The organism is Herbaspirillum sp. GW822-FHT03A08 (assembly GCF_058801885.1).
This window is the reverse complement of sequence record NZ_JBXANR010000005.1, coordinates 320437-345243: the sequence shown is the minus strand read 5'-3', so window position 1 is coordinate 345243 and position 24807 is coordinate 320437. Positions and strand designations below refer to the sequence as shown.

Below are 24807 nucleotides of genomic sequence, written 5' to 3'. Positions count from 1 at the left end.
GTTTTTCCCGGTTCACCCAGACAAAAAGAGGCTCTTCATGCTATCCGATGCTCACCGTGCCATCGTCAAATCCACCGTTCCTCTGCTGGAAAGCGGCGGCGAAGCGCTGACCACGCATTTCTACAAAATGCTGATGCGCGATTATCCGCAGGTCATCCCCTACTTCAACAAAGCGCATCAGGGCAGCGGCGATCAGCAGCGCGCACTGGCCAACGGCGTGCTGATGTATGCGCGCCACATTGATCAACTGGAACAGCTCGGCGGCCTGGTCAGCACCATCGTCAACAAACACGTCGCCCTGCAGATCCTGCCGGAACATTACCCGATGGTCGGCGACTGCCTGCTGCGCGCGATCCGTGAAGTGCTGGGCGCCGAGATCGCCACCGACCAGGTGATCGAGGCCTGGGGCGCTGCCTATGGACAACTGGCCGACATCCTGATCGGCGCTGAAGAAGGCATTTATACCGCCAAAGAAACCGCCGACGGCGGCTGGCGCGGCGTGCGCAAGTTCGTGGTGGTGCGCCGGGTCGACGAAAGCGACGAAATCACCTCCTTCTACTTCGCGCCGGAAGACGGCAAGGCCATTCTGGCGTTCCAGCCGGGCCAGTATATCGGTCTGCGTGTCGATGTCGACGGCGAAGAAATGCGTCGTCAATACTCCCTGTCGGCCGCGCCCAACGGCAAGATGTACCGCATCAGCGTCAAGCGCGAGCCGAACGGCAAGGTATCGAACTATCTGCACGACCATATGACGGTCGGCAAGACCATCGACCTGATGCCGCCATCCGGCGAATTCACGCTGACCGCCGGCGAGAAGCCGCTGGTGCTGATCAGTGGCGGCGTCGGCATCACACCCATGCTGGCGATGCTGGATGCGGTGCTGCCGACCAGGCGCCCGGTGGTATTCATTCACGCGGCGCGTCACGGCGGCGTACATGCCTTCGGCAAGAAAATTGCGGATCTGGCGCAAGAGCATCCGCAACTGCAGCACTACTTCTGCTACGAGCAGCAACGCGAACAGGACCAGGCGCCACACGCGATCGGCTACCTCGACCGCGACAAGCTGGGCAACTGGCTGCCTGCGTCGATGGATGTGGACGCCTATTTCGTCGGTCCCAAGTCCTTCATGAAAGCCGTCAAGCGCCATCTGAGCGACCTCGGCGTGCCGGCAGCGCAAAGCCGTTACGAGTTCTTCGGCCCGGCGTCATCGCTGGATTGATACTGAAACACTGCGAAAACAAGGTTTAACAGCGTTGTGAGGTTTGCGCCGGATCGGGCGACATCGTGCATGAGCATGGTCCGGCGTTTTTTTCTCTCACCCATTTTTACTTCAGGCCCGATACAGAAAAACAGGGCAAGCGAGCCACCTCATGAACATCGACAAATACAAACATCAGCACGTTGCCATCTTCAACAGCATCCGCAAGCTCAAGGAGCTGTCTCATGAAGGCATCCCCCAGAACGCCGCCGATATCGCCGCGCTGGTGATCAAAATGAGTTCAGTCATCAAGCTGCACTTGTCCATTGAGGACAAATTCCTCTACCCGGCCTTGCAAGAGGCCAATAACCCGCGCCTGGCGATGCTGGGCAAGCAGTATCAGCACGAAATGACGCACATCGCAGAGACGTACGGCGAATTTGCTCGCAAATGGAATGATGCGGGACATCTGATGGCCGATCCGGAAGGTTTCCGGGCCGAGGCGAACCGCGTACTGAAAATCCTGTTCGAACGCATGCAGCGTGAAGATCGCGACTTTTACCCGATGATCGAGGTTGCGTAATCGGTTTAAGCCGTTTGATGCACCCCGCGCGCTACGACGTCAGCTCAGTCAGGATCGTCTTCACCCGTCCCAGCGCCACTTCAATATCGAGCGACTCGATCGCGCCATAGCCGAAGAACAAGGCCGGCTGCGGTGGGGCCTGATAGTAAAACTCGTCCAGCGTGTACAGCGCCACATCCACGCGGCGCGCCAGCCTGACCAGTTGCGTCATGTCGACCTCGGCCGTCATCTCTGCCGCCAGGTGAAAGCCTGCATTGGTCGGCACGGCGCGCATCCAGGGCTTGAGATCGCCGTTGAAAGCGGCCTGAAGCTTCTCGCGCCGGGCGACGTAGATGCCGTGGCAGCGCCGGATGTGCTTCTGGAGATAGCCGTCGTCGATGAATTTGGCCATGGCCCATTGCGTCATGGTCGGCGTATGCCAGTCCGACAGTCCCTTGACGACCGTCATCGCGCGCCGGATTGCCGGAGGCGCAATCACGTAGCCCACCCGCAGCTCCGGATTGATCGTCTTTGAAAAGGTGCCGACGAAGGCCACCAGACCGTCCTGATCCCGGCTTTGCAGGGAGTCCAGCGGACGCCCTTCGTAGCGAAACTCGCTGTCGTAATCGTCTTCAATGACGATTGCTCGCAGTTCGCGCGCGCGTTCCAGCAAGGCATCCCGCCGCGCCTGGCTCATCGGCATGCCGAGCGGGAACTGGTGCGCCGGCGTCACGTAGATCAGGCGCGTGCCATCCGGAATGCGATCAACTTGCATACCTTCGTTGTCGACCGGAATACCGGCCACCGTAGCGCCCTGCGCGGAAAACAGCATGCGCGCCGGCGGATAGCCGGGATCCTCCACCGCCACCATGCTGCCCGGCTCCACCAGCACGCGCGCAATCAGGTCCAGCGCCTGTTGCGCGCCGTTGGTCACGAGCACATCCGCAGCCGTGCATTGCACGCCGCGTGAGAACGACACGTGACGCGCTATCGCTTCCCGCAACGCCGGCAAGCCTTCAGTCTCCGCATAAAAGCCGCTTGAATTGCTGCTCTGGCGCAAACCATACAGGACGCACTGTCGCCATTCTTCCTGCGGAAACTGCCGGCGTACCGGGATGCCTCCCTGAAAATCGTATAGCGAACGGCTTTCCGGCCCGACGTGCCGCATCGACAAGGGGAAAGACTGATTCAGCCAGTGTTCAATCAGATTTCCCGCTGCGAGGTCTCCGCTTTCAAAGCGCTTCGGTTTCGGCCTTGCCTCGGGCGGCGCATTGACGAACGTGCCGCTGCCGATCTGGCCGACGAGCAATTTATCCAGCGTCAGGCGGCTGTAGGCTTCGGACACCGTTTTGCGCGACAAGCCCAGTTGCGTCGCCAACAGGCGCGACGGCGGCACTTGTTCGCCCGGCATCAGCCGCCCGGTCAGAATGGCGTCGCGCATCTGGCGATAGACCTGTCCGGCCAGGTCTTTGGATCCCTCGATAACGATGTGTAGCTCCATGAGCGCTCCGGATGCATGTCGTAGTTGTTCTTGTCACCGGTGATTTTAGCGGCAGCGCCGGAAGTGGTCTCCTCATTTTTCAGAAAATTGGTTATCCGTGCGCGGTATTGGACTCCTTAAGATGACGTCACTGGCTAAGCAACAACGGCAACCGGATACCGAAGCCTGGCAGACGCCAAACGACTTTTTTCAGATTTTTACTCACTCTCAAGGAGCATTACCATGGAACAACGCGTCGATTTCTACAAAGCTTCCCCTGAAGTCCTGAAGGGCATGATCGCTCTCGAAAACGTGGTCGGCAAACTCGGCCTCGAAACCTCCCTGCTGGAACTGGTCCGCCTGCGCGTCTCGCTGATCAACGGCTGCGCCTTCTGCGTCGACATGCACACCGCCGACGCTCGCAAGGCCGGCGAAACTGAACGCCGCCTCTACGCCGTGCCGGTCTGGCGCGAAACCCCGTTCTTCACCGAACGCGAACGCGCCGCCCTGGCCTGGAGCGAATCGCTGACCCTGATCTCGCAAACCGGTGCGCCTGACGAAGACTACGCTCTGGTGCGCGCACAATTCACCGATGCCGAACTGGTCAACCTGACGCTGGCCATCAACACCATCAACGCCTGGAACCGTTTTGCCATCGGCTTCCGCAAGATGCCTGTTGCCTGAGCCGGCAAGGGACAAGGAGCCTGACATGCGATTCATTTCTACTGCCAGAAGCGCGCTGCTGGCGAGTTTTCTGGCCTTGGCCGCGAACGCCGGCGCCCACGACGGCAAACACAAGGATGAGCAAGGCCGCGAAGTCGTCACGCCATTGCAGCATCAAGCCCTGCCGGATGCACCCGGCAAAAGCGGCGTCATGGCCGTAGTGGCCTACGGCCCGGGCGAAAGTTCGACCGCACACCGCCATCCCGGCTCGATCTTCGCCTATGTGCTTGAAGGCGAAGTCGTGTCGCAGCTGCAAGGCGGCGCGACTGTGACTTACAAGGCCGGCGAGTCCTGGTACGAAGCGCCGAATACGCCACATCTGGTGTCGCGCAACGCCAGCAGCACCAACCCGGCAAAATTGCTGGTCTGGTCGCTGGTGCAGGACGGTCAGCCACTAACCGTGCCGCTGGAAAAGTAGGTAGCGAAAACACGTCTCCCCCAGCCCGCTTCCCCCCGACGGATGCCTTTGCATCTTGGGAAGCGGGCTTTTTTCTGCCTGGTGCTCTCCAATTTTTTGTTTTTTCCGGTTGGAAATTTCAGTTTGCGGCCCGGCTTCCTGTAAACTTAGCGGATGCGCTTATTTTTACTTGATTGGTTCGGCTGGTCGTTTTTGTGGATACTGCCCCTGCTCGGCAGAGTACTGGTGTCGTTGCTGTCCGGCAAAGGCCTGCGCGGACGCGGCTCCATCCGCATCTGGCTGGGCACGCTGATCCTCCTGTGCGCCAGCAGCGCCATCGAATCCATGTTGAGAAGCCAGGGCGATGTCGCGCTGGAAAGCGATTTCTTCGGTCAGGCGTTGGCGCGCGGCGTCTCCGCCAGCGTCGGCAAACTCATCGGCGTACTTGCTTTATTGGCAAGCGGATTGCTGGGGCTGTTCTGGTTGTTCGGACGCAGCCGCAAAGTGGTCGTAGACGACGAGTCCGATACCGCCGGTCTACCCGCACAAGCGTCGGTGCCGCGCCGCACGCAAGCCAACATCCCGCCGACAGTACGCAACCTGCCTGCCGGGCAGGCGCCCAAAGCCATCAAGTCGCAAGCCGCAACACAAACATCGCAGCCGTTCGGCCCCCTTACCCGCAAACGCGATCCCTGGCCGCTGCCCAATGAAATGCCGCGCAGCGCCAATCCATCGCAGACACCGGCCGGCAACTGGCCGAGCACACCGCGTTCAAGCGAGCCGCTCAAGCGACCGGCGCGCCCCGCCTCCGAATGGGCGCCGTTTGAAGCGCTGCGCCCGACGCAAGCCATGCTGGCGCGCTCCACCGCGACGCAAGCGTCCGAACCGGCCCCGGCGCCCGCTCATCAGGCTGCGCCAAAACCTTCGCTTGCCAACAGCATCATCAGTAAACCCCGGATTACGCCGATTCCCGGCAGCAGCACCAAGGTGCGCATCAGCACCGCCAGCGACCGAAGCCAGTCGATTCCGACTTCGCTGAGTGCTACCCTGGCGGCGCGCCTGCCTTCTCATGGGGCTGCGCCAGCGGTTCCGCAACTGGCGCAGGCAATGGCTCCGCCGTCGGCGCCCGCCGTTACGCCTTCCTTCACCCCTGCGGTGCCAGCTCCGCCGCCGGCAGTGACCTCGTCCGCCGCGGCACAGCAAGCCCCGGTAGAAACCATTCCTGCGCCGCTGCCATTTGATCTGCCGGAACCGGAAGCCGTCATCACTCCTGAGCCTTTCAGCATCATCGACACGCGGGTTGAGCCGGTTTGGGAACCGGTTGCGGTTGCGACTCCCCCTTCGCCTGCAGTCGCCCCTGCCCCTGCGATTGAAACCCCGCTCCTGTTCGACGCACCCGAAGAGCCTTACATTGCGCCATCCGTAACTTCGGCTGAATCTGTTCCCACCGCGCCCATGCAGATCCGCACCTGGACGCAAGCGCCTGCTGCCACGCCTCAGCCGGCGATATCGGCAATCACGGCCGCAGAGACATTCACGCCTTATCGGCCGACTGACATCGCTCTGCCCGGCATCGACCTGCTCGATCAGGGCAGCGACATGCCGGTGGAAATGGATGAAGCGCAGCTGGTGGAAATCGGCCAGTTGATCGAGCAGCGTCTGAAAGAGTTCAAAGTCCCCGTCACCGTGCTGGGCGCTTACGCCGGGCCCGTGATCACCCGTTTCGAGATCGAACCGGCGCTGGGCGTGCGTGGCGCGCAGATCGTCAATCTGATGAAGGATCTGGCGCGTGCGCTCGGACTGACTTCGATTCGCGTGGTGGAGACCATTCCCGGCAAAACCTGCATGGGTCTGGAACTGCCCAATCCCAAGCGGCAAATGATCCGCCTGGCGGAAATCATCCAGTCTGAAGCCTATGCGCGCTCGGCCTCGCACCTGACCCTGGCCATGGGCAAGGACATCACCGGCGTGCCGGTGGCGACCGATCTGGCGCGTGCGCCCCATATGCTGGTGGCGGGGACGACCGGTTCAGGCAAGTCGGTAGCCATCAACGCCATGATTCTGTCGCTGCTCTATAAGGCCACGCCGGACGAAGTGCGGCTGATCATGATCGACCCCAAGATGCTGGAATTGTCGGTCTATGACGGCATCCCTCACCTGCTGGCGCCGGTCGTCACGGACATGAAGCTGGCAGCGCATGCGCTGTCGTGGTGTGTGGCGGAGATGGACAAACGCTATCGCCTGATGTCGGCGCTGGGCGTACGCAACCTCGCCGGCTACAACCAGAAGATTGCGGATGGCGTCGCCGCCGAGAAATACGTCAAGAATCCGTTCTCGCTGACGCCGGATGCGCCGGAGCCGCTGGATCGCCTGCCGATGATCGTCGTGGTTATCGACGAGCTGGCCGACCTGATGATGGTCGCGGGCAAGAAGATCGAAGAACTCATCGCCCGCCTGGCGCAGAAAGCGCGCGCCGCCGGCATTCACCTGATTCTGGCAACGCAGCGGCCGTCAGTCGACGTGATCACCGGCCTGATCAAGGCCAATATCCCGACGCGCGTGGCTTTCCAGGTGTCATCCAAGATCGACTCGCGCACAGTGCTGGACCAGATGGGTGCGGAAACCTTGCTCGGCCACGGCGACATGCTGTTCCTGCCGCCGGGCTCGGGCTATCCGCAACGTGTGCACGGCGCTTTTGTGTCGGATGAGGAAGTACACCGCGTGGTGGAACATCTGAAGGCTCACGGCGAGCCGCAATACGAAGAAGCGATCCTGGCCGGTCCGGCCTCCGAAGAGCCCCAGCAAGGTGATATGTTCGGCGAACCGGGCGACGAAAGCGATCCGCTGTACGATGAAGCCGTGGCCTACGTCACCCGCAGCCGCCGCGCCTCGATCTCGTCGGTGCAGCGCCAGTTCCGCATCGGCTACAACCGCGCCGCGCGGCTGGTGGAGCAGATGGAAGCGGCAGGCATCCTGTCTTCCATGTCCAAGAGCGGCAGCCGAGATGTGTTGGCGCCGCCGCCTCCTGATTTATAAACGGCCTGCATTGCCGTCGTCCTGACGAAAGTCAGGACCCAGCGTCATACCGACGTTTGTCACGACACGGGGTCCCAGGGTTCGCTGGGATGACAGCAAAACGCTCAGGCAGTCTTATTTTTGCAGTCTTATTTTTCCACTTTAGATGTCTTGCTGATAAACGCAAAGATCATCACCGTCGCCATGAATTCAACAATGGCGATGGTGGTCAGGCCCTTCCCGTATTGCCCGGTGGTGGTCTTCAGGTAACCCAGCAATTGCGGCGAAAAGTAGCCCGACAGATTCGCCACTGAATTGATCACCGCCAGCCCCACCACGATTGCCGTACCGGACAGGAAGCGCCCGGGCAACTGCCAGAACACCGGAATCGCACCCATGGTGCCGGCCGACGACAGCGCCAGCGCAAAGACGACGCCACCCGCGCTCTTCTGCCCCAGAAAATAAGCTGCCAGCAACAAGCCGGTCGCGCCGATGGCCGCAGCGACGGCGGTATGAATGCGCACCTCCTTGTTGCGATCCGACAGGTAGCCGTTGAGCAGCATGCCGAACCATCCGCAGCAATAAATCCCGCCCATGACCCAGCCCAGAGTCTTGATGTCGGTAAAGCCTACTTCCTTCACCAGACTCGGTCCGTAATAGACCAGCGTCGCGTTGCCGGCAATAATGCAGAAAAACACCGCAATCAATGCCCACATGCGCGCGCTGCGCAGCGAGGCGAAGAAGCTGTGTTCACGCGGCCCCAGCGCCTGGTCTTCGGCGGACAACTCGGTTTCGACATGTGCCTTTTCGCGGTCGCTGAGCCATTTGGCGTCACGTGGACGGTCAGTCAGTAAAAAGTACGCTGCCAGCCCGGCCACGATCGATGGGATCCCCTCGATGATGAACAGCCACTGCCAGCCCTTGAAACCGCCGAGGCCTTGCGACAGCTCCATGATGTACGCCGCCAGCGGGCTACCCAGCACCAGCGATACCGCCGAGGCCGAGACGAATATGCCCAGCGCCTTGCCGCGCCGATGCGTCGGCAGCCAGTAGGTCAGATACAGAATCACGCCGGGTTGCAGACCGGCTTCGAAAGCGCCCATCAGAAAACGCAGGATGTAGAACTGTGTGGACGTCTGCACCCAGGCCATCAGGACGCAGGTGATACCCCAGCCGATGGTGATGCGCATGATGGTTTTGCGTGCGCCGAACTTTTGCAGCGCCAGATTGCTCGGCACTTCAAAGATGAAATAGCCGATGAAGAAGATTCCCGCACCGGCGCCATAAACGGCGTCGGACCAGGCCAGGTCGCTCATCATGGTCAGTTTGGCGAAACCGACGTTGACGCGGTCAACCCAGGCCAGGAACCAGATCAGGGTAACAAAAGGAATGATGCGCCAGACGATGCGGCGAAATGTGACGTCGCGTTCTTCGACGCTGCCGGCGGCCGGGATCGGCGCGGTTGCTGCAATGGTATTCATGTTTCCCCCCAGACGGAATTAATGCTGACAAGACCGCTACGCACCAGACCGGTGCACGCATGGCTGTCCTCTTCCGGCAAGCAGCATCCATGCCACTGCCGGAAAAGACATCAAGCAAATGTCGGGAAGGATTGTTGAGCGAAAACGTTACAACGAACTGTCGGCCTCGGGAAAGCGCAGTGCAAAACCCCGCTGCGCCTTGCTGATGTTGCTGGGCTCGAGCTTGATTGCCTGTCTCAGCGTCTGCGAAAACGCCAGCAGGACATCGGTCTGTCCGGATTTGAGCTCCAGCTCGATCTCGCTCAGCGGCACGCAATCGTCGCCCGCCGCCACGAAACCTTGATCCAGCGCCAGTTCGACAACCGTATCCTGCGGCAGATGCAACATCCAGATGGTGCGCTGGAAGCTGGTGGTGAAGACTTCCCGCAATTGCTCCGCCAGACCCGAGATTTCCAGCGCTTCGCGTGCGGACGGGTTATCGACCAGCGGCAGCAGGTCGTCCAGGTTGATTTCCGGGCCGGAAACCTCGCACTCCCATTCATGGCGCTGATGCAGTCCCGCCTCAACGCGGCCACCGCCCTTGTAGGTCTGCAGCCAGCTATCGCCGACTTTGCGCACGCGCAAGGCCGAACGATGCTGCTTCAGGTGCAGTCCCGGCGTATCGACATAGATGCTGAACAACTCCTGCACTTTAGGAGTGCCGGAGGAATATTCTTTCAGCAGCGGTAATTGGTGAAAGGCGTCGACATCGCCTGGGGCGATGGATAGTTTGAGTTCGATTTCCATGGCCGCGAGTTTAACCGCAATTGCGACCGGATTTCATGACACGCCTGTTACATGGATGACAATTTTGTATCGTTCTGCATCATGCCGCATGAACGCTGAGCGAGCCGCGAATGAGCGCTGGGGGGCATATTCCACTATCATGGCGGACCTTGTTCCACCTTTATTGCAATCCATGTCCGACATCTCCCCCGATACACCAGATACCTCCGACGCCGACGATCTGACCACCGACGCTTCCGACGTCATCCATGAACCACGCCTGTGGCGTGACGAAGGCTGGACCGCGCGCATCATCAAGAACGACGACGATGACGGCTGGGCGGTTGAGATGACGCGCGAAGGCGAACGCGAACCGACACTGATCGGCCCCTGGACCATGGGGCGCGACAAGAAGAATCCCAAGCCGATGGACAAGCCGGCCTTCAACACGCTGGTCAAAACCGCATCGGAATTCCGCCGCCGCAGCGAGCAGCAACTCCACTCACAATTGCACAAGAACATCACCGTTGACAGCGCCGAAGGCAGCATCAAGGTAACGCTGGATATCGTGCCCGACGATGATTTTCCTTATGCCGATCTGAAAGCATGGGACGAAGCCGGCGAATTGCTGGCCAAGGTGCAGGTTGCGCCGAATTTCAAACTGAGTGCGGCCAGCGCCGAACGCTGGGTGGAAGGCGGCTATCGCAAGCCGGCCAGCGGCGGCTAATCAGTCACCGGTTGAAATGCTATAAATAAAAACGGCAGACGCGATGTCTGCCGTTTAAGTTTGTGCGCTTCTGACGTTATGTCTGACGACACCGCATCACACGCGATAGATTTTTTCTCCGGTCTGGACGATCTTGAATTTGGCGTCCGATAAAGGATCGAGCGCCCGGCCATCGTTCAGTTTGTAGGTCTTGAGACCTTCCGGTGCAGACTTGTCCGCCTCTTCAATGGGCGTCTGATACACCTCTACGTGGTAGGCGGCTCCTGTCTTGCCTTTAGCGTCGAATTTCTCAACCAAATCCATACGTGTCTCCTTTGTGTTCAGGTCAGTACCGGATATAAAGATAGCAGATTTATTTTTGAGCGGGACAAAGATTTCGGCTTGTTTCACTTTCTTTTGCGCGCGGCCTCGCACGGAAGCATGAAAACGTGGAAAACTAGCGCATCTCATCACAGATGCCACTTTCTTCCATGCCCCTTTTCAGCATCGATCTTGCCGTTGGCGGACAACAGAATATCTACTACGAATTGATCGAGGGACAAGCTCAAAAGCCCTGCCTGGTCTTCCTGCACGAAGGTTTAGGTTGCGCTGCAATGTGGAAGGATTTTCCGCGCCGTTTGTGCGAGATGACGGGTTGCCCCGGACTGCTGTATGACCGCCTCGGCTACGGCCTTTCCGATGCATTGCAGCATGAGCGTGCAACAGATTATTTGCATCGTTATGCACTCGACGAATTGCCTCAGGTTCTCGCGCAGGCCTTGCCTGCACATCAGCCGTACATTCTCGTCGGCCATTCCGACGGCGGCAGCATTGCTTTGTTGCACGCAGCACAACAACCGGCGGGCTTGCTCGGCATCATCACTGAAGCGGCGCATGTCTTTGTCGAAACCATCACTCTCGACGGCATCCGCGTCGCCGGGCAGGCCTATGCCGACGGCAAGCTGCGCGGCCTGAGCAAATATCACGGCGGCAAGACCGAGCAGATATTCAAGGCATGGTCGGACACCTGGCTCACGCCGGATTTTGCAAAGTGGAATATCGAAGATGAGTTGCCGTCCATCGCCTGCCCTGCGCTGATATTGCAAGGCATCGACGACCAGTACGGCACGCGTCGCCAGGTCGATGCCATCGTCGCAGCTACTCCCCGCGCTCGCATGCAATTACTGGAACAATGCGGCCATACGCCGCATCAGGAACAAACGGCGACCGTCCTGGAATTGATGAATACCTTTATTCAGTCGCTGGCATAGCAGAAACCTGCTGCAGGAACGACGCCACCAGCCGGCTATCCTTGCGATCCGCCAGGCAGTAAATGTAGGTATGCGTGCTGACCGGATTTCCCTCAATCGGCAGCAATTTGAAACGAGGATCGGGCACAAACTCCGCCTCCGACACCGCCCCCAAACCGATCCCTCGCGCCACGGCTTCACGTAAAGCTTCGCGGCTACCGATTTCCATCACCACGCGCGGCATGACATCGGCTTCCTTCAAGACCTTCTCCAGCGCCAGCCGCGTGGTTGATCCCTGTTCGCGCATCACCATCGGCTGCCCGTGCAGGTCCTGCAAACTGATCGAATCGCGTTTGGCAAACGGATGGTCCACATGGGCAAACACCACGATCGCGTGATCGGCATACGGCACCGCGATAAAACGCGGATCGTCGTTGAAGCTGGCCAGTACGGCAACGTCGGTGACGTAATTCTCCAGATCGGCCATGGTCTCCGCCGAATTGCCCATGCGGATCGACAATTCCACATTGGGAAATTTGCGGCGATAAGCGTCCACCATCTCGATCACGTGGAAAGGCCCCACCGCACCGATCTTCAGATGGCCGACATTGAGCACACCCGAGTTGTACAGCAGGTTGTAGGCATCCAGCTCCAGCTCGGCGATTTTTTGTGCGATCGGCAAGAGGCGCTGACCAGTATCAGTCAGGTCGAGACGGCGGCCGCGGCGGTAAAACAGCTCGACATTGTGCTGCCGCTCAAGCGCCTGCACCTGCGAAGTCAGCGTCGGTTGGCTCACGCCCAGCGTGCGGGCAGCGGCGCTGAAGCCGCGATTACGGGCGACGGCGAGGAAAGCGCGGAGTTGCGAAGGCGTCATCTATAGATTCCATCAATAGGTAATCGTCAATCTCCTGATTATATCGATAATAAAGCGGTCACAATAGGTGCTTAATCTGTCGGTCATGAACACAAGCCCGTTCCGCTATTTGTTACTTGGCGGAATGGACCTCACTCACCACCGCCAGGAGCATCATGAAACGTCTCTCCGCCCTTTTCCGCCCTTTGGCCTTGTGCCTTAGCCTGATTTCCGCAAGTTCCGCATTTGCTGCCCAGCCTCAGCCATTAACCGTCGGCCTGATCCCGGCTGAAGATTCTCAAGCCATGCTGGAAAACAGCAAGAAGGTCATCGACAGCCTGCAAGAACAGCTAGGCATGCCAGTCAAGCCATTCATTGCTACCGACTACAACGGCATCATCGAAGCACTGCGCTCGAAGAAGCTGGACGTCGCCTACCTCGGCCCGTTTTCCTATGTGCTGGCAACCTCGATCGCCAACGTCGAAGCCTTCTCCGTGGCGGAAACCAAGAAGACCGGCAAAAGCTCCTACAAGAGCCTGATCATCGTACGCAAGGACAGCGGCATCGAAACCGTGCCGCAACTCAAGGGCCACACCATGGCTTTTGTCGATCCGTCGTCGGCATCAGGCCATCTGTTCCCGACCGCCGGCCTGCAAAAGCAAGGCATCGAGCCAAGCAAGTATTTCTCGCGCGTGATCTTCTCCGGCTCGCACGACGCCAGCATCCTGGCCGTGGCCAACAAGAAGGTTGACGCCGCCGCTGTCGCCGACCGCATTTTCGCTGCCGCCGTCGCCAAGGGCGTGGTCAAGCAAGCCGATTTCAATATCGTCTGGACGTCGCCGGACATCCCTGAGTCGCCGATGGTCTGGCGCAAGGATCTCGATCCTGAACTGAAGAAGAAGATCGCCACCGCTTTCGCCAACATCAAGAACGTCGAATGGGGCGATCAGGGCGTGTTGAACGGTTTCGTACCGACCAACGACGCTGCCTACAACGTCGTGCGCGACACCGCCAAGATCCTCAATCTCGACCTCAAGGCAATGAAATGATCAAGATCCGTTCGCTCACCAAGCAATACGGCAGCAACGCCGTGCTGCGCGGCATCGACCTCGATGTCGCTCCCGGAGAATTCCTGGTCGTGCTGGGACCGTCCGGCGCCGGCAAGTCGACCTTGCTGCGCTGTATCAACGGTTTGGCGACACCGACTTCCGGCGAGTTGGTGGCGGCCGGATTCGATGCCACCGATGCGCGCAACGGCAACGTCCGCAAGTTGCGCCAGCAAGTGGCCATGATTTTTCAGCATCACAATGTCGTGCCGCGCCTGTCGGTATTGAAAAACGTACTGACCGGCCGGCTCGGCCAGACCTCGACGCTCAGCTCGGTGCTGCAATTGTTCAGCCGTCAGGACATCGCGCTGGCGATGGATTGCCTGCGCCGCGTCGAGCTGGAACACAAGGCGGAACAGCGCACCGATGCGCTCTCCGGCGGCCAGCGTCAGCGCGTGGGCATTGCCCGCGCTCTGGCACAGCGTCCGCAAGTCATCCTGGCCGACGAACCGGTCGCCAGTCTCGATCCGAAAACCTCGCGCCTGGTGCTGCAATACCTGCGCGCCGCCTGCCGCGAACTCGGCATCACCGTGGTCTGCAACCTGCATCAGGTGGACTACGCCCGTGAATTCGGCGATCGCATCGTCGGTTTGTCGGGCGGCAAGCTGGTGTTCGATGGCCGCGGCGACGAACTGCGCGATTCGCACCTCAATCTGATTTACTCCGGCCTCGACCAGGTCAAGGCGCAGGACGAATTGCACAATCCGATTCGCCCCGCAAACCAAACCAATGAAATGGTGCTGGAAGGAGCCCTGTCATGAGCATGCCCATGCAAACCGAAATGGACCGCGCCAGCTACCACGACTATGTCTGGACCGGCGCCCGTCCGTTGACATTGCGCTCCTGGCTGCTGTGTATTGCGGCCGTCGCCGCAGTTGCTTTCGTTCTGGCGTGGAGCGCACAAGGCACCCAATTGAGCTGGAGCGAACTGGCCAACGGCCTGCCGCAAATCGGCGACTTCCTCAGCCGCTCATTCCCTCCCAACTGGAAGATCCTCGGCAACCTCGTCGGTCCTGCCATCGAGACCGTGCAGATCGCCATCTGGGGCACGCTGCTCGGCGTCATCGTCGCCATTCCCGTATCCTTCCTCGCGGCGCGCAACCTTAATCGCAACCGTGTCGTCTATCAGGCCGTGCGCCAGATGCTCAATGTCACGCGCAGCATTAATGAACTGATCCTGGCGCTGGTGTTCGTCTCCGCCGTCGGTCTGGGCCCGTTCCCCGGCGTGCTGGCGCTGGCGCTGCATGGTGTCGGCATGGTCGGCAAGTTCTTCGCCGAAAGCATAGAAGAAATCGACGACGGTCCGCTGGAAGCCCTGCGCGCTACCGGCGCCCGTCCGCTGCAGGTGATCGTCTTCGGCGTCTTGCCGCAAGTCATTACGGCCTGGATCGCCACCGTGCTGTACCGCTTTGAAGTCAACCTGCGCCAGGCCACCGTGCTCGGCATGGTCGGCGCCGGCGGCCTCGGTTTCGAACTGGTCAACAGCCTGAAGCTGTTCAAGTATCAGGACACCGCAACCTGCATCGTGGTCGTCACGCTGATGGTAGTGGTCGCCGACACCATCTCCAGCCGCCTGCGCCAGATGATCCAGGACGGCAAGGTGCATTAATTCAGCCGCATTCATCTTTTATTTAGTCACATTTTTAGTAAAGAATTTCATGTGGAATTATCACAACCCGGTTGCAGTACAAGCCGGTAGCGGCAGCATTGCACAATTGCCGAAATTGTTGAACGGCAGGCGCGCCCTGCTGATCACCTTCCCCCAGGCCGCCGCGCTCGGGATGGAAACACGCATCGCCGAATTGCTCGGCACACAACTGGCCGGCATCGAAAACGCCGTGCAACCGAACCCCGACGTCAGCTGGCTCGCCGCCATGTATGAGCGCGTGTGGCGCGAATACGCCGACGTCGACTGCATCGTCGCCTTCGGCGGCGGCAGCGTGATCGACTGCGCCAAGGCCATGCTGAGCAAGACGCCTTCCGGCTGCTTCGATGAATTGCTCTCGCACCTACGTGACGGTACGACGCTGTCCGGCGACGGCGCCAAGACATTGATCGCCATTCCGACTACCGCCGGCACCGGCAGCGAAGTCACGCCATGGGCCACCATCTGGGACGCCGCCGCAGGCAATAAATATTCCCTGCATCAGGACTGGACCTGGCCGCAAGCTGCCATCATCGATCCGCAACTGATGCTGAGCCTGCCGCAGGACATGACGCTGGCCAGCGGACTCGACGCGCTTTCGCATGCACTGGAATCGATCTGGAACGTGAATCGCAATCCGGTCTCCGCCAGCCTGGCCGCCACGGCTGCACGCAGCATCGTCGACACGCTTCCCGCGCTGCTGCAACATCCGCGTGACCTGCAGCTGCGCGAGCGCATGGCAATTGCCGCGCTGCAAGCAGGTCTGGCGTTTTCCAACACCAAGACCGCGCTGGCGCATTCGCTGTCTTACGACATCACGCTGCATCACGGCGTCACCCACGGCATCGCCTGCTCGTTCTCGCTGCCGCACGTCATGGCGCTGGCCTTCGGCAACGCGGCCGATGTCGATGCGCTGCTGCTGCAGATTTTCGATGCCGCCGATGCGCAGCAAGCGGTCAACAATCTGTCCCGCTTCCTTGAACGCCTGGGTGTCAGCACCGACCCGGCGCATTACGGCGTTGCCGACGCCTGGGATGCGCTGGTGCAACGCGCGTTGCAAGGTCCGCGCGGACGCAATTTCATCGCCGCAAACACCGCGAGGACCGTCCTCATGCCGTCCAGTTAAGTCCTCTGTCCGTTCAGTTTCATCGTCGTCCCAGCGCACGCTGGGAGCCAGTGTCGTGACAACCCCAATACGGCGCTGGGTCCTGACTTTCGTCAGGACGACGACAGTTGAGAAGCGCCGCTTACCCGTCAATCAGAAAGGAATATCCATGCCTCGTACAAGCACTGCTCCCAGAGAGCTCCAGGCCGTCATCTTCGACTGGGCCGGCACGCTGGTCGACTTCGGCTCGCTGGCGCCGACGCAGATTTTCGTCGATGCCTTCAAGAGCTTCGACATAAACATCTCGCTCAAGCAGGCGCGAGGTCCGATGGGCCTGTCCAAGTGGCAGCACATCCGCACCCTGCTTGACAATGCGGAGATCGCGCGGCAATGGAAAGAACGTCACGGCAGCCTGCCGAGCGATGCCGACGTCGACGCTATCTATGCACGCTTCATGCCCATGCAGATCGCCAAGGTCGGTGAGTACTCGCAACCGATCGACGGCGTGCAACAGACACTCGCGTGGCTGCGCCAGCAAGGTCTGAAGATCGGCTCGTGCTCCGGCTATCCGCGTCAGGTGCTCGACGTGCTGCTGCCGCTGGCCGCAGCCGAAGGCATCACGCCCGACCACGTCATCGCCGGCGATGAGTTGCCCGCAGGTGGACGCCCGGGCCCATACATGGCGTTGGCCAACATGCTGGCGTTAAAGATCAGCAACGTCGCCGCCTGCATCAAGGTCGACGACACCACGCCCGGCATCGAAGAAGGCATCAATGCCGGCATGTGGACTGTCGGCCTGTCCTTGTCCGGCAATGAAGTCGGCTGCACCAAGGCTGAACTGGCGCAACTGTCGCCGGAAGAAATCACGGCTCTCAAGACGCTGGCGGAAATGCGCCTGCGCGACGCCGGCGCACATTACGTGATTGACTCCGTCGCCGATCTGCCTGGCGTGGTGGAACTGATTGCAGAACGCCTGAAGGCCGGCGAACGTCCTTGAGCATGTAGATCAGGTAAGTGCAGGCGGCTAAGACGGCTAAGCAAGCAGGCCCGGCATTTTTCGCTTATGCTGCCAGCACGAACTCGTCACATGAACAAGGAAACAATCATGCCCAAGAAAGAAGAGAAGCTGGATCCGGAAACCGAAGCCCTGATCCAATGGTGCACCGAAGTGGAAAAATTTCTGGTCAAAGGCGGTGCCACGCTGGAGCAGGCACAAGAACACATCGAAGAAGAAGTGGAATGGTTTACCGATCTGTTCTACGACGGCCTGACACCGGAAGAAGCCGCCAAGGAGGCGCTCAACTGAATAACAGCGAAGCAACTTTTGCTGAAAGCACGCCGGTGCTGTAACAAAATTTGTCCGGCAAGTAATGAACTGTAGGACAGGTGTAACAAATGAATTCGGCGGATGGCTTTCGGCGGCGATGGGACTACAGTGCATCATCGTCCTGCCCAAAGCTCTGAAAGACCATCATGCTGACTTTCCGTCTCTGCGTCTCCGCCATCCTGGCCGGCAAAAAACCGGCCGCCATCCCCGACCCATCCCAGGATTCCACACTCATCGCCACCATGCCTCCGCCCCCGGCGAAGCAAGAGGCCGCGCCGAGCGAACGCGACGGCGTCATCTGGAGTCCAGGCTACTGGAAATTCGTCAACAACTGGTTTGTCTGGTGCGCCGGACATTGGGAGCTGTCCCGCCCCGGCCAGAGCTATGTTGCGCCAGGCTGGGAACACTATGCCGATGGCTGGCACTTCCATCCCGGTATATGGCGCGACGATGCCGCTGCGGGGAAATCCGCAAAGAAACAAACCGACGCCGCCAACAGCAATATCGGTTACGACGTCCTCGGCGCTTTCCGCTAAGCGCGGTAGTCGACTTTCAGCAAAGCATCAAACAGAGGCTGCGTAGCGTCGGCAACGCGTTCCAGACTTTGTTCGCGCAACTGATCCAGATCGATCGCATCGGCGCCGCCCAGACCGGCCCACGCCAGCAAGGCTGAAAATGCCTGCGGCGTGTCGAACATGCCATGCAGATAACTTCCCAGAATCTGATCGTCCTCCGACCGTGCGCCTTCAGGACGGCCATCGATATGGAACGCAGGATGCTGCATGGCATCACCCGCCGACACGCCCATGTGAATTTCGTAACCGGTGACGCCGGCCGCCTCTTCACTGAACGCGCATCGGCCTGAGACTTGCAGCAACTGTTTCTGCTGCGTCAGCTCGGTACGCATCGCCAGCAGATCCAACCCGTCCATGCTGCCCGGCGCGCCTTCCACGCCATGCGGATCGTCCACACTCTTGCCCAGCATCTGAAAGCCGCCGCAAATGCCGATCAGCTTGCCGCCGTAGCGCAGGTGCTTCCTGATCGCGTCCGGCCAGCCTTGCTGTTTGAGCCAGGCGAGGTCGTTGCGCGTATTCTTGCTGCCCGGCAGGATGACCAGATCGGCGGGGGGAATCGGCTGGCCCGGCCCGATAAATTGGAGGTCCACATCCGGATGCGCGCGCAAGGCGTCGAAGTCGGTGTGGTTGCTGATACGCGGCAAGACCGGCACCACCACGCGAAATTTTCCTCTGGCGCTCTGGGTTGACGCAACGGCGTCCTCGGCATCCAGATGCAAGCCGTGCAGATAAGGCAGTACCGCCAGCACCGGTTTGCCGGTGCGTTCTTCCAGCCAGTCCAGTCCAGGCTGCAACAGACTGATGTCGCCGCGAAAACGATTGATGACGAAGCCGACGATGCGCTTGCGCTCGCTCTCGGACAAGCAATCGAGCGTGCCTACCAGATGCGCAAACACGCCGCCGCGGTCGATGTCGGCCACCAGAATCACCGGGCAATCGACGGCTTCGGCAAAACCCATGTTGGCGATATCGCGTGCGCGCAGGTTGATTTCCGCCGGGCTGCCGGCGCCTTCCACCAGCACGGCGTCGTATTGCCCGCGCAGCCGGTGGTAGGACTCCAGCACGGCTGCCATGGCGCTGGTCTTGTAGCGGTGGTAGTCGCGTGCGTTCATGTCGGCGCGTACCTTGCCGTGCACGATCACTTGCGCACCGGTATCGCTCGACGGCTTCAGCAGTACCGGGTTCATGTCGGTGTGCGGCGCGATGCGCGCGGCCTGCGCCTGCAAAGCCTGGGCCCGGCCGATCTCGCCGCCGTCGCTGGTGACGGCGCTGTTAAGCGCCATGTTCTGCGGTTTGAACGGGGCGACCTTGACGCCCTGGCGCACCAGCAGTCGGCACAGGGCAGCGACCACCGTGCTCTTGCCGGCGTCCGAGGTGGTTCCCTGCACCATCAATGTATGGAAAGGAAGGACAGGAAGCCGGCTCATGCGGCACGCTCCGAGTTTTTGTATTGGCTCCAGCCTTGCAATGCCGTCTGCAAACGCCGCCAGCCGGCTTCGTCCGGCGGCAGGCCCAGCCTTATGCCGCCGGCGCCGCGTGTGAACAAACGGACCCAGATCCCCTGCCGCGCCATCCAGTAGTGAAATCCGGCCGCGTCTTGCTCTGCCCACCACTGATACATTGCGCTGCCGCCGGATTGTATGCCGATGTCGGCCAGCAGCTTGTGCAAGCGCTCGCCATCCGCCACAAGGCGTGCCCGGGTGGCGCGTTGCCAATCGCGGTCGCACAGCGCCGCGATACCGATCTCTTGCGCCGGGCCGCTGACGGCCCATGGTCCCAGCCATTCCTGCAAACGCTCCAGCACTGCATCTTGTGCAGCGACAAAACCGAGTCGCACACCTGCGAGACCAAAAAATTTTCCGACTGAACGCAACACGATCAGTCCAGGCTGCACGCCCGTTTGTCCGGCTACGCTCAGGTCCGGCGTGGTGTCGCCGAAGGCTTCGTCGACCACTAGCCAGCCGCCGCGTGACGCCAGTTGCTGTGCCCAGCCTAGCAAGATGTCCGGCGCGACGCGCGCACCGGTCGGGTTATTCGGATTGCAGACCACCATCACGTCGCAGGCATCCAGCGCCGCCGGCAAGTCCCCATAGTCGACTTCACGCATGGCATGCCCGGCTTGCTGCCAGCGATGCGCATGCTCGGCATATGCCGGCGCAGCCACGACCACGCGCGACACGCCCTTTTCACGCAACCTGAGCTGCGGCAAAGCCTGTATCGCCGCCTGTGTACCGGCCGCCGCCAGCATGCGCGGTGCGCCGTAGTAAGCACATGCCGCCGCGACCAGCGCATCGCTGGATTCCGGCAGGCGATGCCAGGCATCGGCGCGCAGCACGGGCGCCGGATAACCATTCGGATTGATGCCGGTGGACAGATCCAGCCAGCCGGCACGCGCGATGCCATAGCGCACCACTGCATCATTGAGGTTGCCGCCATGCTCAAGCATGGGTACCTCCCATCGTCAAACTGGCATAAGCCGTATAGAACATCGTCATCAGCATCGATATCGTCAACATCACAGTCAGCCACAGCAGTGCCGTGCGCGACACCAGCTTCCACGCACGTACGATGTCATCGGCGACAGCGTCGCGCCCCATGCCCAGCGGCGGACGCTGCTCCACTTCGCCGTCATAGATCGCCGCACCGCCTAAAGCCAATCCCAATGCTCCTGCGCCGGACGACATGACAGGCCCGGCATTTGGACTGCTCCATGCCGGAGCCTGCGTGCGCCAGCATGTCCGCGCCTGCCGCCAGTTGCCCAGTAGTGCATACGACCACGCGGTCAGCCGCGCCGGAATCCAGTTCAGGCCGTCATCGATACGCGCGGCAACGCAGCCGAAAGCGAGAAAGCGCGAAGTGCGATAGCCCCACATGGCATCCAGCGTATTAGCCAGGCGAAACAGCAAGGCGCCCGGACCGCCGGCCATGGCAAACCAGAACAAGGTGCCGAACACGGCGTCGTTGCCGTTTTCCAGCAATGACTCGACTGCGGCCTTGGCCAGATCGGTTTCCTGCGATTGCGTGGTATCGCGACTGACGATGCGCCCGGTCAGGTTGCGCGCTGCAGTCAGGTCTCCGTTTTTCAGGGCCTGCGCAATCGGCATCACGTGATCGCGCAGGCTGCGCAATCCGATGCAAAAATACAGCAGCACCACATGCCACACCGCAGCCAGCCAGAAAGCTTGCCGCGCCAGCAAGATCGTGATCCAGACCGACAACGCCACCAGCGGCAACACCGCCAATGACCACGCCAGCGCGCCACGGGCATAGCTTCCCGGCCGGCGATTCATGCGACGCTCCAGCCATTGCACATAGCGTCCGAAGCCGACCAGCGGATGCCAGCGCGATATTTCGCCGAGCAGCCAGTCCAGCGCCACCCCGGCCACCATCAGCAATGCCAGCAGCGTCATGTCGAAACCGATCATGCCCCGTGCCCCTTGAGTTCCAGCGGCAACCCGGCGGCGACAAACTGCACGCGTTCACAGATCGCCGCGACGGCCTGATTCAATCGCCCTGCTTCATCCACGAACCAGCGCGAGATGGCCCCCTGCGGCACGATGCCCATGCCGACTTCGTTGGACACCAGCACGACCTCGCCTTTGGCCTGCGACAGGGCCGACAGGAAACGTTCACGTTCGGCAGCAAAAAGCGCCGGCGCTTCAATCCGGCCGATCTCGGGATATTCCTTGTGCTCGCTGAATAGCAGATTGGACAGCCACACCGTCAGGCAATCGACCAGCACTACGTTGTCCGGCATGCTGTGGCGCGCGATAGCATCGCCTAGTGCGCGCTGTTCCTCTACGGTATCCCAATGTGCGTATTGCGCGCTGCGCTGCTGCCGGTGCAAGGCAATGCGCGCCGCCATCTCGTCGTCGCCGACGGCAGCCGTGGCGACGTAGATGACCGGTTTGCTGCTAGCCGCCGCCAGCCGTTCCGCCTGCGCGCTTTTACCCGAGCGCGCGCCGCCGAATACCAAAGTACGCTGATTCATTATTTTTCTTCCTTGATTCCCCAGGCATCGCGATAAACCAGATCGTCCAGCGACTGGCGCGCCGCCCAGCCTTCCTGCTCCAGCATCGGACGCGCATAAAATTCTTTGACATGGCCGAGGCAGATCACCGCCACCGGCTTCGCGCCTTCGGGCATCTCCAGCAAGGCCGCCAGCTTGTCCGCATCGAACAGCGACACCCAGCCCATGCCGATGCCTTCAGCGCGCGCCGCCAGCCACATGTTCTGGATAGCGCAGGCGACCGACGCCAGGTCCATCTCCGGCAAGGTGCGGCGGCCGAATACATGGCGCTCGCGACCTTCCATCAAGGCCGCCACCAGCACTTCGCCGCACTCGCGGATGCCTTCCACTTTCAGGCGCATGAATTCGTCTTCGCGCTCGTCCAGCGCCTGCGCCGTCAGGATGCGTTCCTGCTCCACCAGCGCATGAATCGCGTCCCGCCTGCTGCGATCTGCGACACGGATGAAGCGCCACGGCTGCATGAAACCGACGCTAGGGCCGAGATGCGCCGCCTGCAGCAGGCGTTGCAACAAGTCCGCATCCACCGGATCGGGCAAGAAATGCCGGATGTCGCGCCGCTCGGCGATGACGCGATAGACGGCGTCGATGTCGCTCTGGCTGTAGCGATGGCTCATGCCGGCGCGTCCTCATCACCCGCTGGCTCCGGCATCGCGATTTTTCCGGTAAACAGCGCCGCCGTTGCTTGTGGCGACGAGGCAAAGCAAGCGTGCAGATAAGTCGCCGTCACCCCGTGCAGACGATACACCCGCTCTCCTGCCGATGTGTCGTACAGGCGCTCGCCGGTAAAGGCTGCCGCCATTGCCGTCACGGTGGTCGAATAGTGAAAGGTATGGCAGCGCAAGGCGCCTTCAGCAAATGGAATAGTCTGATAACCCAAGCCCTGCAAGCGGCGCTGCATGACCGCGCGTCCGGGCAGGATGCCCAGCATGCGCGCGCGGGCGCCGTTCTTGTCGGTCAGGCTTTCGAGCAGGTACAGCAGGCCGCCGCATTCCGCATACAAAGGCTTGCCGGCGGCGCAATGATCGTGCAAGGCCTGCTTCATGGCGGCGTTGTTTTGCAATTCCTGCAGGTGCAATTCCGGATAGCCGCCCGGCAGATAGACGCTGTCCGCTGGCGGCAGGCGCGCATCGCGCAGCGGCGAAAAGTAAGTCAGTTGAGCGCCCAGTTGCCGCAGCAGATCCAGATTGCCGGGATAGATGAAAGAGAATGCCGCATCCCGTGCAATCGCAATGCGCTGCCCTTGCAACAATGGCGGCGCCGGCGGATGGTCTTGCGGATCAATGGCGGCAAACTCCACCGGCGCGGGCAAGCGCGATAGTTCAGACAATTCAGTCAGGCCGATGGCCGCTGCCGCAGCGGCGATACGCTGATCAAGATCAGCGACTTCCGCCGCCGGCACCAGGCCGAGGTGACGTTCCGGCAATTTGAATTGCAGATTGCGCGGCATGCTGCCGAGATAGTCGACGCCGTGCGGCATACCCTGGCGCAGCATTTCTTCATGGCGAGGGCTGGCAACGCCATTCGCCAGCACGCCGATCAGGGGAAAACCGGGCCGGTAATGCGCCAGACCATAGGCAATGGCCCCCAGAGTCTGCGCTACCCCGGCGACATCGACCACAGCAACTACCGGCAGTTTGAACAGCTCCGCCAGATCGGCGCTGCACGGTTCTCCATCGAACAAGCCCATCACGCCTTCGATCAGGATCAGGTCGGCATCCTGCGCCGCTTCGTGCAGCAGACGCCGGCATTCAACAGCGCCCATCAGCCACAGATCAAGCTGGTACACGGTGTTGCCGCTGGCGCGTTCAAGGATGGTCGGATCAAGGAAATCCGGCCCGGTCTTGAACACCCTCACCTTGCGTCCCTGATCGCGATGCCAGCGCGCCAGCGCGGCCGTCACGGTGGTCTTGCCGTGATTGGAGCCGGGTGCGCTGATGAACAACGCCGGGCAGTTGACGGAAGGCAAGGCGGACATGATCAGAACTCCACGCCCTTTTGCGCCTTGATGCCTTGTTCCTTGTAGGGATGCTTGAGCGGCCGCATTTCGCTCACCAGATCGGCCTGCTCGATCAGCGCATCGGGCGCGTGGCGGCCGGTAACGACGATGTGCAGCATCTCGCGGCGCGCGGCGAACACATCGAGTACTTCCTGCAGATCGAGGTATTGATACTTGAGTACGATGTTCATCTCGTCGAGGATCACCATGTCGTAAGACGGATCCTTGATCATGCGCACTGCTTCGGCCCAGCCGTGGGCGGCGGTCTTCATGTCGGCGTCGCGGTCTTGCGTATCCCAGGTGTAGCCGGAACCGACCACATGGAAATCGCAATTGGCGTGGCCGCCGAGAAAATCGCGCTCGGCGCTGTACAAGGCGCCCTTGATGAACTGCACTACGCCCAGCTTCATGCCATGGCCGAGGATACGCATGCCCATGCCGAAGGCCGCGCTGGACTTGCCCTTGCCGGTGCCGGTATTGACGATCAGCAAGCCTTTTTCCTTTTGCGCGGCAGCCTTCTTTTTCTCGAAGCCTTCCTTGTGACGCTGGGTCATGCGCTTATGCGATTCGGGATCGGTTTTCATAGAATTCTT

26 protein-coding genes are annotated in these 24807 nt (G+C 60.8%); 14 read left to right on the top strand and 12 right to left on the bottom strand.

Going from position 1 to position 24807, the window contains the following annotated elements:
* The first annotated feature begins 37 nt into the window (after positions 1-37).
* Entirely contained in the window at positions 38-1219 is a 1182-nt protein-coding gene (hmpA, locus tag AC1RN6_RS17740; RefSeq protein WP_493006764.1) for an NO-inducible flavohemoprotein, read from the top strand.
* A gap of 151 nt (positions 1220-1370) precedes the next feature.
* Entirely contained in the window at positions 1371-1781 is a 411-nt protein-coding gene (locus AC1RN6_RS17735; protein WP_493006763.1) for a hemerythrin domain-containing protein, read from the top strand.
* Positions 1782-1812: 31 nt separating this feature from the next.
* Here AC1RN6_RS17735 and pdxR read toward each other — a convergent pair whose 3' ends face one another.
* Positions 1813-3261 carry a MocR-like pyridoxine biosynthesis transcription factor PdxR gene (gene pdxR, locus AC1RN6_RS17730; protein ID WP_493006762.1) on the bottom strand — a complete coding sequence of 483 codons (1449 nt, stop codon included), beginning with the start codon at positions 3259-3261 and terminating at the stop codon, positions 1813-1815.
* A gap of 222 nt (positions 3262-3483) precedes the next feature.
* Here pdxR and AC1RN6_RS17725 point away from each other — a divergent pair, with 222 nt between their 5' ends.
* The 3 genes from AC1RN6_RS17725 (at position 3484) to AC1RN6_RS17715 (ending at position 7396) form a co-directional block, all read left to right on the top strand.
* Complete coding sequence (locus tag AC1RN6_RS17725) at positions 3484-3924, top strand: carboxymuconolactone decarboxylase family protein (protein WP_493006761.1); 441 nt, start codon at positions 3484-3486, stop codon at positions 3922-3924.
* Positions 3925-3949: 25 nt separating this feature from the next.
* Positions 3950-4381, top strand: coding sequence for a cupin domain-containing protein (locus AC1RN6_RS17720; RefSeq protein WP_493006760.1), 432 nt, complete (start codon positions 3950-3952; stop codon positions 4379-4381).
* A gap of 153 nt (positions 4382-4534) precedes the next feature.
* On the top strand, positions 4535-7396 hold the full coding sequence (locus AC1RN6_RS17715; RefSeq protein WP_493006759.1) for a DNA translocase FtsK: 2862 nt from the start codon (positions 4535-4537) through the stop codon (positions 7394-7396).
* Between the two features lie 128 nt (positions 7397-7524).
* Here the strand turns inward: AC1RN6_RS17715 and AC1RN6_RS17710 are convergent, their stop codons facing one another.
* Together AC1RN6_RS17710 and AC1RN6_RS17705 are read right to left on the bottom strand one after the other, a co-directional pair.
* On the bottom strand, positions 7525-8856 hold the full coding sequence (locus tag AC1RN6_RS17710; RefSeq protein ID WP_493006758.1) for an MFS transporter: 1332 nt from the start codon (positions 8854-8856) through the stop codon (positions 7525-7527).
* 147 nt (positions 8857-9003) lie between these two features.
* Positions 9004-9642, bottom strand: a complete 639-nt coding sequence (locus AC1RN6_RS17705) for a CYTH domain-containing protein (RefSeq protein ID WP_493006757.1) — start codon at positions 9640-9642, stop codon at positions 9004-9006.
* Between the two features lie 172 nt (positions 9643-9814).
* Between AC1RN6_RS17705 and AC1RN6_RS17700 the strand changes: the two genes are divergently transcribed.
* Positions 9815-10348 (top strand): hypothetical protein, encoded by a 534-nt coding sequence (locus tag AC1RN6_RS17700; RefSeq protein WP_493006756.1) that lies wholly within the window; start codon positions 9815-9817, stop codon positions 10346-10348.
* A gap of 96 nt (positions 10349-10444) precedes the next feature.
* Here the strand turns inward: AC1RN6_RS17700 and AC1RN6_RS17695 are convergent, their stop codons facing one another.
* On the bottom strand, positions 10445-10651 hold the full coding sequence (locus AC1RN6_RS17695) for a hypothetical protein (RefSeq protein ID WP_050478113.1): 207 nt from the start codon (positions 10649-10651) through the stop codon (positions 10445-10447).
* Positions 10652-10818: 167 nt separating this feature from the next.
* Here AC1RN6_RS17695 and AC1RN6_RS17690 point away from each other — a divergent pair, with 167 nt between their 5' ends.
* The gene (locus tag AC1RN6_RS17690) at positions 10819-11598 is read left to right on the top strand and encodes an alpha/beta fold hydrolase (protein WP_493006755.1); all 780 of its coding nucleotides are present in this window, start codon (positions 10819-10821) and stop codon (positions 11596-11598) included.
* Here the strand turns inward: AC1RN6_RS17690 and AC1RN6_RS17685 are convergent.
* Positions 11579-12451, bottom strand: a complete 873-nt coding sequence (locus tag AC1RN6_RS17685; protein WP_493006754.1) for a LysR substrate-binding domain-containing protein — start codon at positions 12449-12451, stop codon at positions 11579-11581. The genes AC1RN6_RS17690 and AC1RN6_RS17685 overlap by 20 nt on opposite strands.
* 155 nt (positions 12452-12606) lie before the next feature.
* Between AC1RN6_RS17685 and phnD the strand changes: the two genes are divergently transcribed.
* The 7 genes from phnD to AC1RN6_RS17650 all read left to right on the top strand — a co-directional run bounded on the left by phnD (position 12607) and on the right by AC1RN6_RS17650 (position 18149).
* The gene (gene phnD, locus AC1RN6_RS17680; RefSeq protein ID WP_493006753.1) at positions 12607-13479 is read left to right on the top strand and encodes a phosphonate ABC transporter substrate-binding protein; all 873 of its coding nucleotides are present in this window, start codon (positions 12607-12609) and stop codon (positions 13477-13479) included.
* Complete coding sequence (gene phnC / locus AC1RN6_RS17675) at positions 13476-14297, top strand: phosphonate ABC transporter ATP-binding protein (RefSeq protein WP_493006752.1); 822 nt, start codon at positions 13476-13478, stop codon at positions 14295-14297. The genes phnD and phnC overlap by 4 nt, the downstream gene beginning before the upstream one ends.
* Positions 14294-15145, top strand: a complete 852-nt coding sequence (gene phnE, locus AC1RN6_RS17670; protein ID WP_493006751.1) for a phosphonate ABC transporter, permease protein PhnE — start codon at positions 14294-14296, stop codon at positions 15143-15145. The genes phnC and phnE overlap by 4 nt, the downstream gene beginning before the upstream one ends.
* 49 nt (positions 15146-15194) lie before the next feature.
* A complete protein-coding gene (gene psrA / locus AC1RN6_RS17665) occupies positions 15195-16307 on the top strand; it encodes an iron-containing alcohol dehydrogenase PsrA (RefSeq protein WP_493006750.1) in 1113 nt (370 codons plus the stop codon).
* 148 nt (positions 16308-16455) lie between these two features.
* Positions 16456-17283, top strand: a complete 828-nt coding sequence (gene phnX, locus AC1RN6_RS17660; RefSeq protein WP_493006748.1) for a phosphonoacetaldehyde hydrolase — start codon at positions 16456-16458, stop codon at positions 17281-17283.
* A gap of 108 nt (positions 17284-17391) precedes the next feature.
* Positions 17392-17592: a hypothetical protein gene (locus tag AC1RN6_RS17655; protein WP_493006936.1), complete on the top strand. Its 201-nt coding sequence runs from the start codon at positions 17392-17394 to the stop codon at positions 17590-17592.
* Between the two features lie 167 nt (positions 17593-17759).
* Complete coding sequence (locus AC1RN6_RS17650; protein WP_493006747.1) at positions 17760-18149, top strand: hypothetical protein; 390 nt, start codon at positions 17760-17762, stop codon at positions 18147-18149.
* On the opposite strand, the gene AC1RN6_RS17645 is transcribed toward AC1RN6_RS17650, so the two are convergent.
* Genes AC1RN6_RS17645 through cobO form a run of 7 tightly spaced genes read right to left on the bottom strand, consistent with a single transcriptional unit; the run spans position 18146 to position 24798 of the window.
* The gene (locus tag AC1RN6_RS17645; RefSeq protein ID WP_493006746.1) at positions 18146-19615 is read right to left on the bottom strand and encodes a cobyric acid synthase; all 1470 of its coding nucleotides are present in this window, start codon (positions 19613-19615) and stop codon (positions 18146-18148) included. The genes AC1RN6_RS17650 and AC1RN6_RS17645 overlap by 4 nt on opposite strands.
* A complete protein-coding gene (cobD, locus tag AC1RN6_RS17640; protein ID WP_493006745.1) occupies positions 19612-20634 on the bottom strand; it encodes a threonine-phosphate decarboxylase CobD in 1023 nt (340 codons plus the stop codon). Before cobD ends, AC1RN6_RS17645 begins: the two co-directional genes overlap by 4 nt.
* A complete protein-coding gene (gene cbiB, locus AC1RN6_RS17635) occupies positions 20627-21613 on the bottom strand; it encodes an adenosylcobinamide-phosphate synthase CbiB (protein ID WP_493006744.1) in 987 nt (328 codons plus the stop codon). Before cbiB ends, cobD begins: the two co-directional genes overlap by 8 nt.
* Positions 21610-22179 carry a bifunctional adenosylcobinamide kinase/adenosylcobinamide-phosphate guanylyltransferase gene (gene cobU / locus AC1RN6_RS17630; protein ID WP_493006743.1) on the bottom strand — a complete coding sequence of 190 codons (570 nt, stop codon included), beginning with the start codon at positions 22177-22179 and terminating at the stop codon, positions 21610-21612. The genes cbiB and cobU overlap by 4 nt, the downstream gene beginning before the upstream one ends.
* Positions 22179-22832, bottom strand: coding sequence for a 5,6-dimethylbenzimidazole synthase (gene bluB, locus AC1RN6_RS17625; RefSeq protein WP_493006742.1), 654 nt, complete (start codon positions 22830-22832; stop codon positions 22179-22181). The genes cobU and bluB overlap by 1 nt, the downstream gene beginning before the upstream one ends.
* Complete coding sequence (locus tag AC1RN6_RS17620; RefSeq protein ID WP_493006741.1) at positions 22829-24193, bottom strand: cobyrinic acid a,c-diamide synthase CobB; 1365 nt, start codon at positions 24191-24193, stop codon at positions 22829-22831. Before AC1RN6_RS17620 ends, bluB begins: the two co-directional genes overlap by 4 nt.
* A 2-nt stretch (positions 24194-24195) precedes the next feature.
* The gene (gene cobO, locus AC1RN6_RS17615) at positions 24196-24798 is read right to left on the bottom strand and encodes a cob(I)yrinic acid a,c-diamide adenosyltransferase (RefSeq protein ID WP_493006740.1); all 603 of its coding nucleotides are present in this window, start codon (positions 24796-24798) and stop codon (positions 24196-24198) included.
* Positions 24799-24807: the final 9 nt, after the last annotated feature.

What these genes read in the sequence shown, in the direction of transcription:
- hmpA (WP_493006764.1), top strand. Translation starts at nt 38, where the DNA reads ATGCTATCCGATGCTCACCGTGCCATCGTCAAATCCACCGTTCCTCTG.
- AC1RN6_RS17735 (WP_493006763.1), top strand. Translation starts at nt 1,371, where the DNA reads ATGAACATCGACAAATACAAACATCAGCACGTTGCCATCTTCAACAGC.
- pdxR (WP_493006762.1), bottom strand. Translation starts at nt 3,261, where the DNA reads ATGGAGCTACACATCGTTATCGAGGGATCCAAAGACCTGGCCGGACAG.
- AC1RN6_RS17725 (WP_493006761.1), top strand. Translation starts at nt 3,484, where the DNA reads ATGGAACAACGCGTCGATTTCTACAAAGCTTCCCCTGAAGTCCTGAAG.
- AC1RN6_RS17720 (WP_493006760.1), top strand. Translation starts at nt 3,950, where the DNA reads ATGCGATTCATTTCTACTGCCAGAAGCGCGCTGCTGGCGAGTTTTCTG.
- AC1RN6_RS17715 (WP_493006759.1), top strand. Translation starts at nt 4,535, where the DNA reads ATGCGCTTATTTTTACTTGATTGGTTCGGCTGGTCGTTTTTGTGGATA.
- AC1RN6_RS17710 (WP_493006758.1), bottom strand. Translation starts at nt 8,856, where the DNA reads ATGAATACCATTGCAGCAACCGCGCCGATCCCGGCCGCCGGCAGCGTC.
- AC1RN6_RS17705 (WP_493006757.1), bottom strand. Translation starts at nt 9,642, where the DNA reads ATGGAAATCGAACTCAAACTATCCATCGCCCCAGGCGATGTCGACGCC.
- AC1RN6_RS17700 (WP_493006756.1), top strand. Translation starts at nt 9,815, where the DNA reads ATGTCCGACATCTCCCCCGATACACCAGATACCTCCGACGCCGACGAT.
- AC1RN6_RS17695 (WP_050478113.1), bottom strand. Translation starts at nt 10,651, where the DNA reads ATGGATTTGGTTGAGAAATTCGACGCTAAAGGCAAGACAGGAGCCGCC.
- AC1RN6_RS17690 (WP_493006755.1), top strand. Translation starts at nt 10,819, where the DNA reads ATGCCCCTTTTCAGCATCGATCTTGCCGTTGGCGGACAACAGAATATC.
- AC1RN6_RS17685 (WP_493006754.1), bottom strand. Translation starts at nt 12,451, where the DNA reads ATGACGCCTTCGCAACTCCGCGCTTTCCTCGCCGTCGCCCGTAATCGC.
- phnD (WP_493006753.1), top strand. Translation starts at nt 12,607, where the DNA reads ATGAAACGTCTCTCCGCCCTTTTCCGCCCTTTGGCCTTGTGCCTTAGC.
- phnC (WP_493006752.1), top strand. Translation starts at nt 13,476, where the DNA reads ATGATCAAGATCCGTTCGCTCACCAAGCAATACGGCAGCAACGCCGTG.
- phnE (WP_493006751.1), top strand. Translation starts at nt 14,294, where the DNA reads ATGAGCATGCCCATGCAAACCGAAATGGACCGCGCCAGCTACCACGAC.
- psrA (WP_493006750.1), top strand. Translation starts at nt 15,195, where the DNA reads ATGTGGAATTATCACAACCCGGTTGCAGTACAAGCCGGTAGCGGCAGC.
- phnX (WP_493006748.1), top strand. Translation starts at nt 16,456, where the DNA reads ATGCCTCGTACAAGCACTGCTCCCAGAGAGCTCCAGGCCGTCATCTTC.
- AC1RN6_RS17655 (WP_493006936.1), top strand. Translation starts at nt 17,392, where the DNA reads ATGCCCAAGAAAGAAGAGAAGCTGGATCCGGAAACCGAAGCCCTGATC.
- AC1RN6_RS17650 (WP_493006747.1), top strand. Translation starts at nt 17,760, where the DNA reads ATGCTGACTTTCCGTCTCTGCGTCTCCGCCATCCTGGCCGGCAAAAAA.
- AC1RN6_RS17645 (WP_493006746.1), bottom strand. Translation starts at nt 19,615, where the DNA reads ATGAGCCGGCTTCCTGTCCTTCCTTTCCATACATTGATGGTGCAGGGA.
- cobD (WP_493006745.1), bottom strand. Translation starts at nt 20,634, where the DNA reads ATGCTTGAGCATGGCGGCAACCTCAATGATGCAGTGGTGCGCTATGGC.
- cbiB (WP_493006744.1), bottom strand. Translation starts at nt 21,613, where the DNA reads ATGATCGGTTTCGACATGACGCTGCTGGCATTGCTGATGGTGGCCGGG.
- cobU (WP_493006743.1), bottom strand. Translation starts at nt 22,179, where the DNA reads ATGAATCAGCGTACTTTGGTATTCGGCGGCGCGCGCTCGGGTAAAAGC.
- bluB (WP_493006742.1), bottom strand. Translation starts at nt 22,832, where the DNA reads ATGAGCCATCGCTACAGCCAGAGCGACATCGACGCCGTCTATCGCGTC.
- AC1RN6_RS17620 (WP_493006741.1), bottom strand. Translation starts at nt 24,193, where the DNA reads ATGTCCGCCTTGCCTTCCGTCAACTGCCCGGCGTTGTTCATCAGCGCA.
- cobO (WP_493006740.1), bottom strand. Translation starts at nt 24,798, where the DNA reads ATGAAAACCGATCCCGAATCGCATAAGCGCATGACCCAGCGTCACAAG.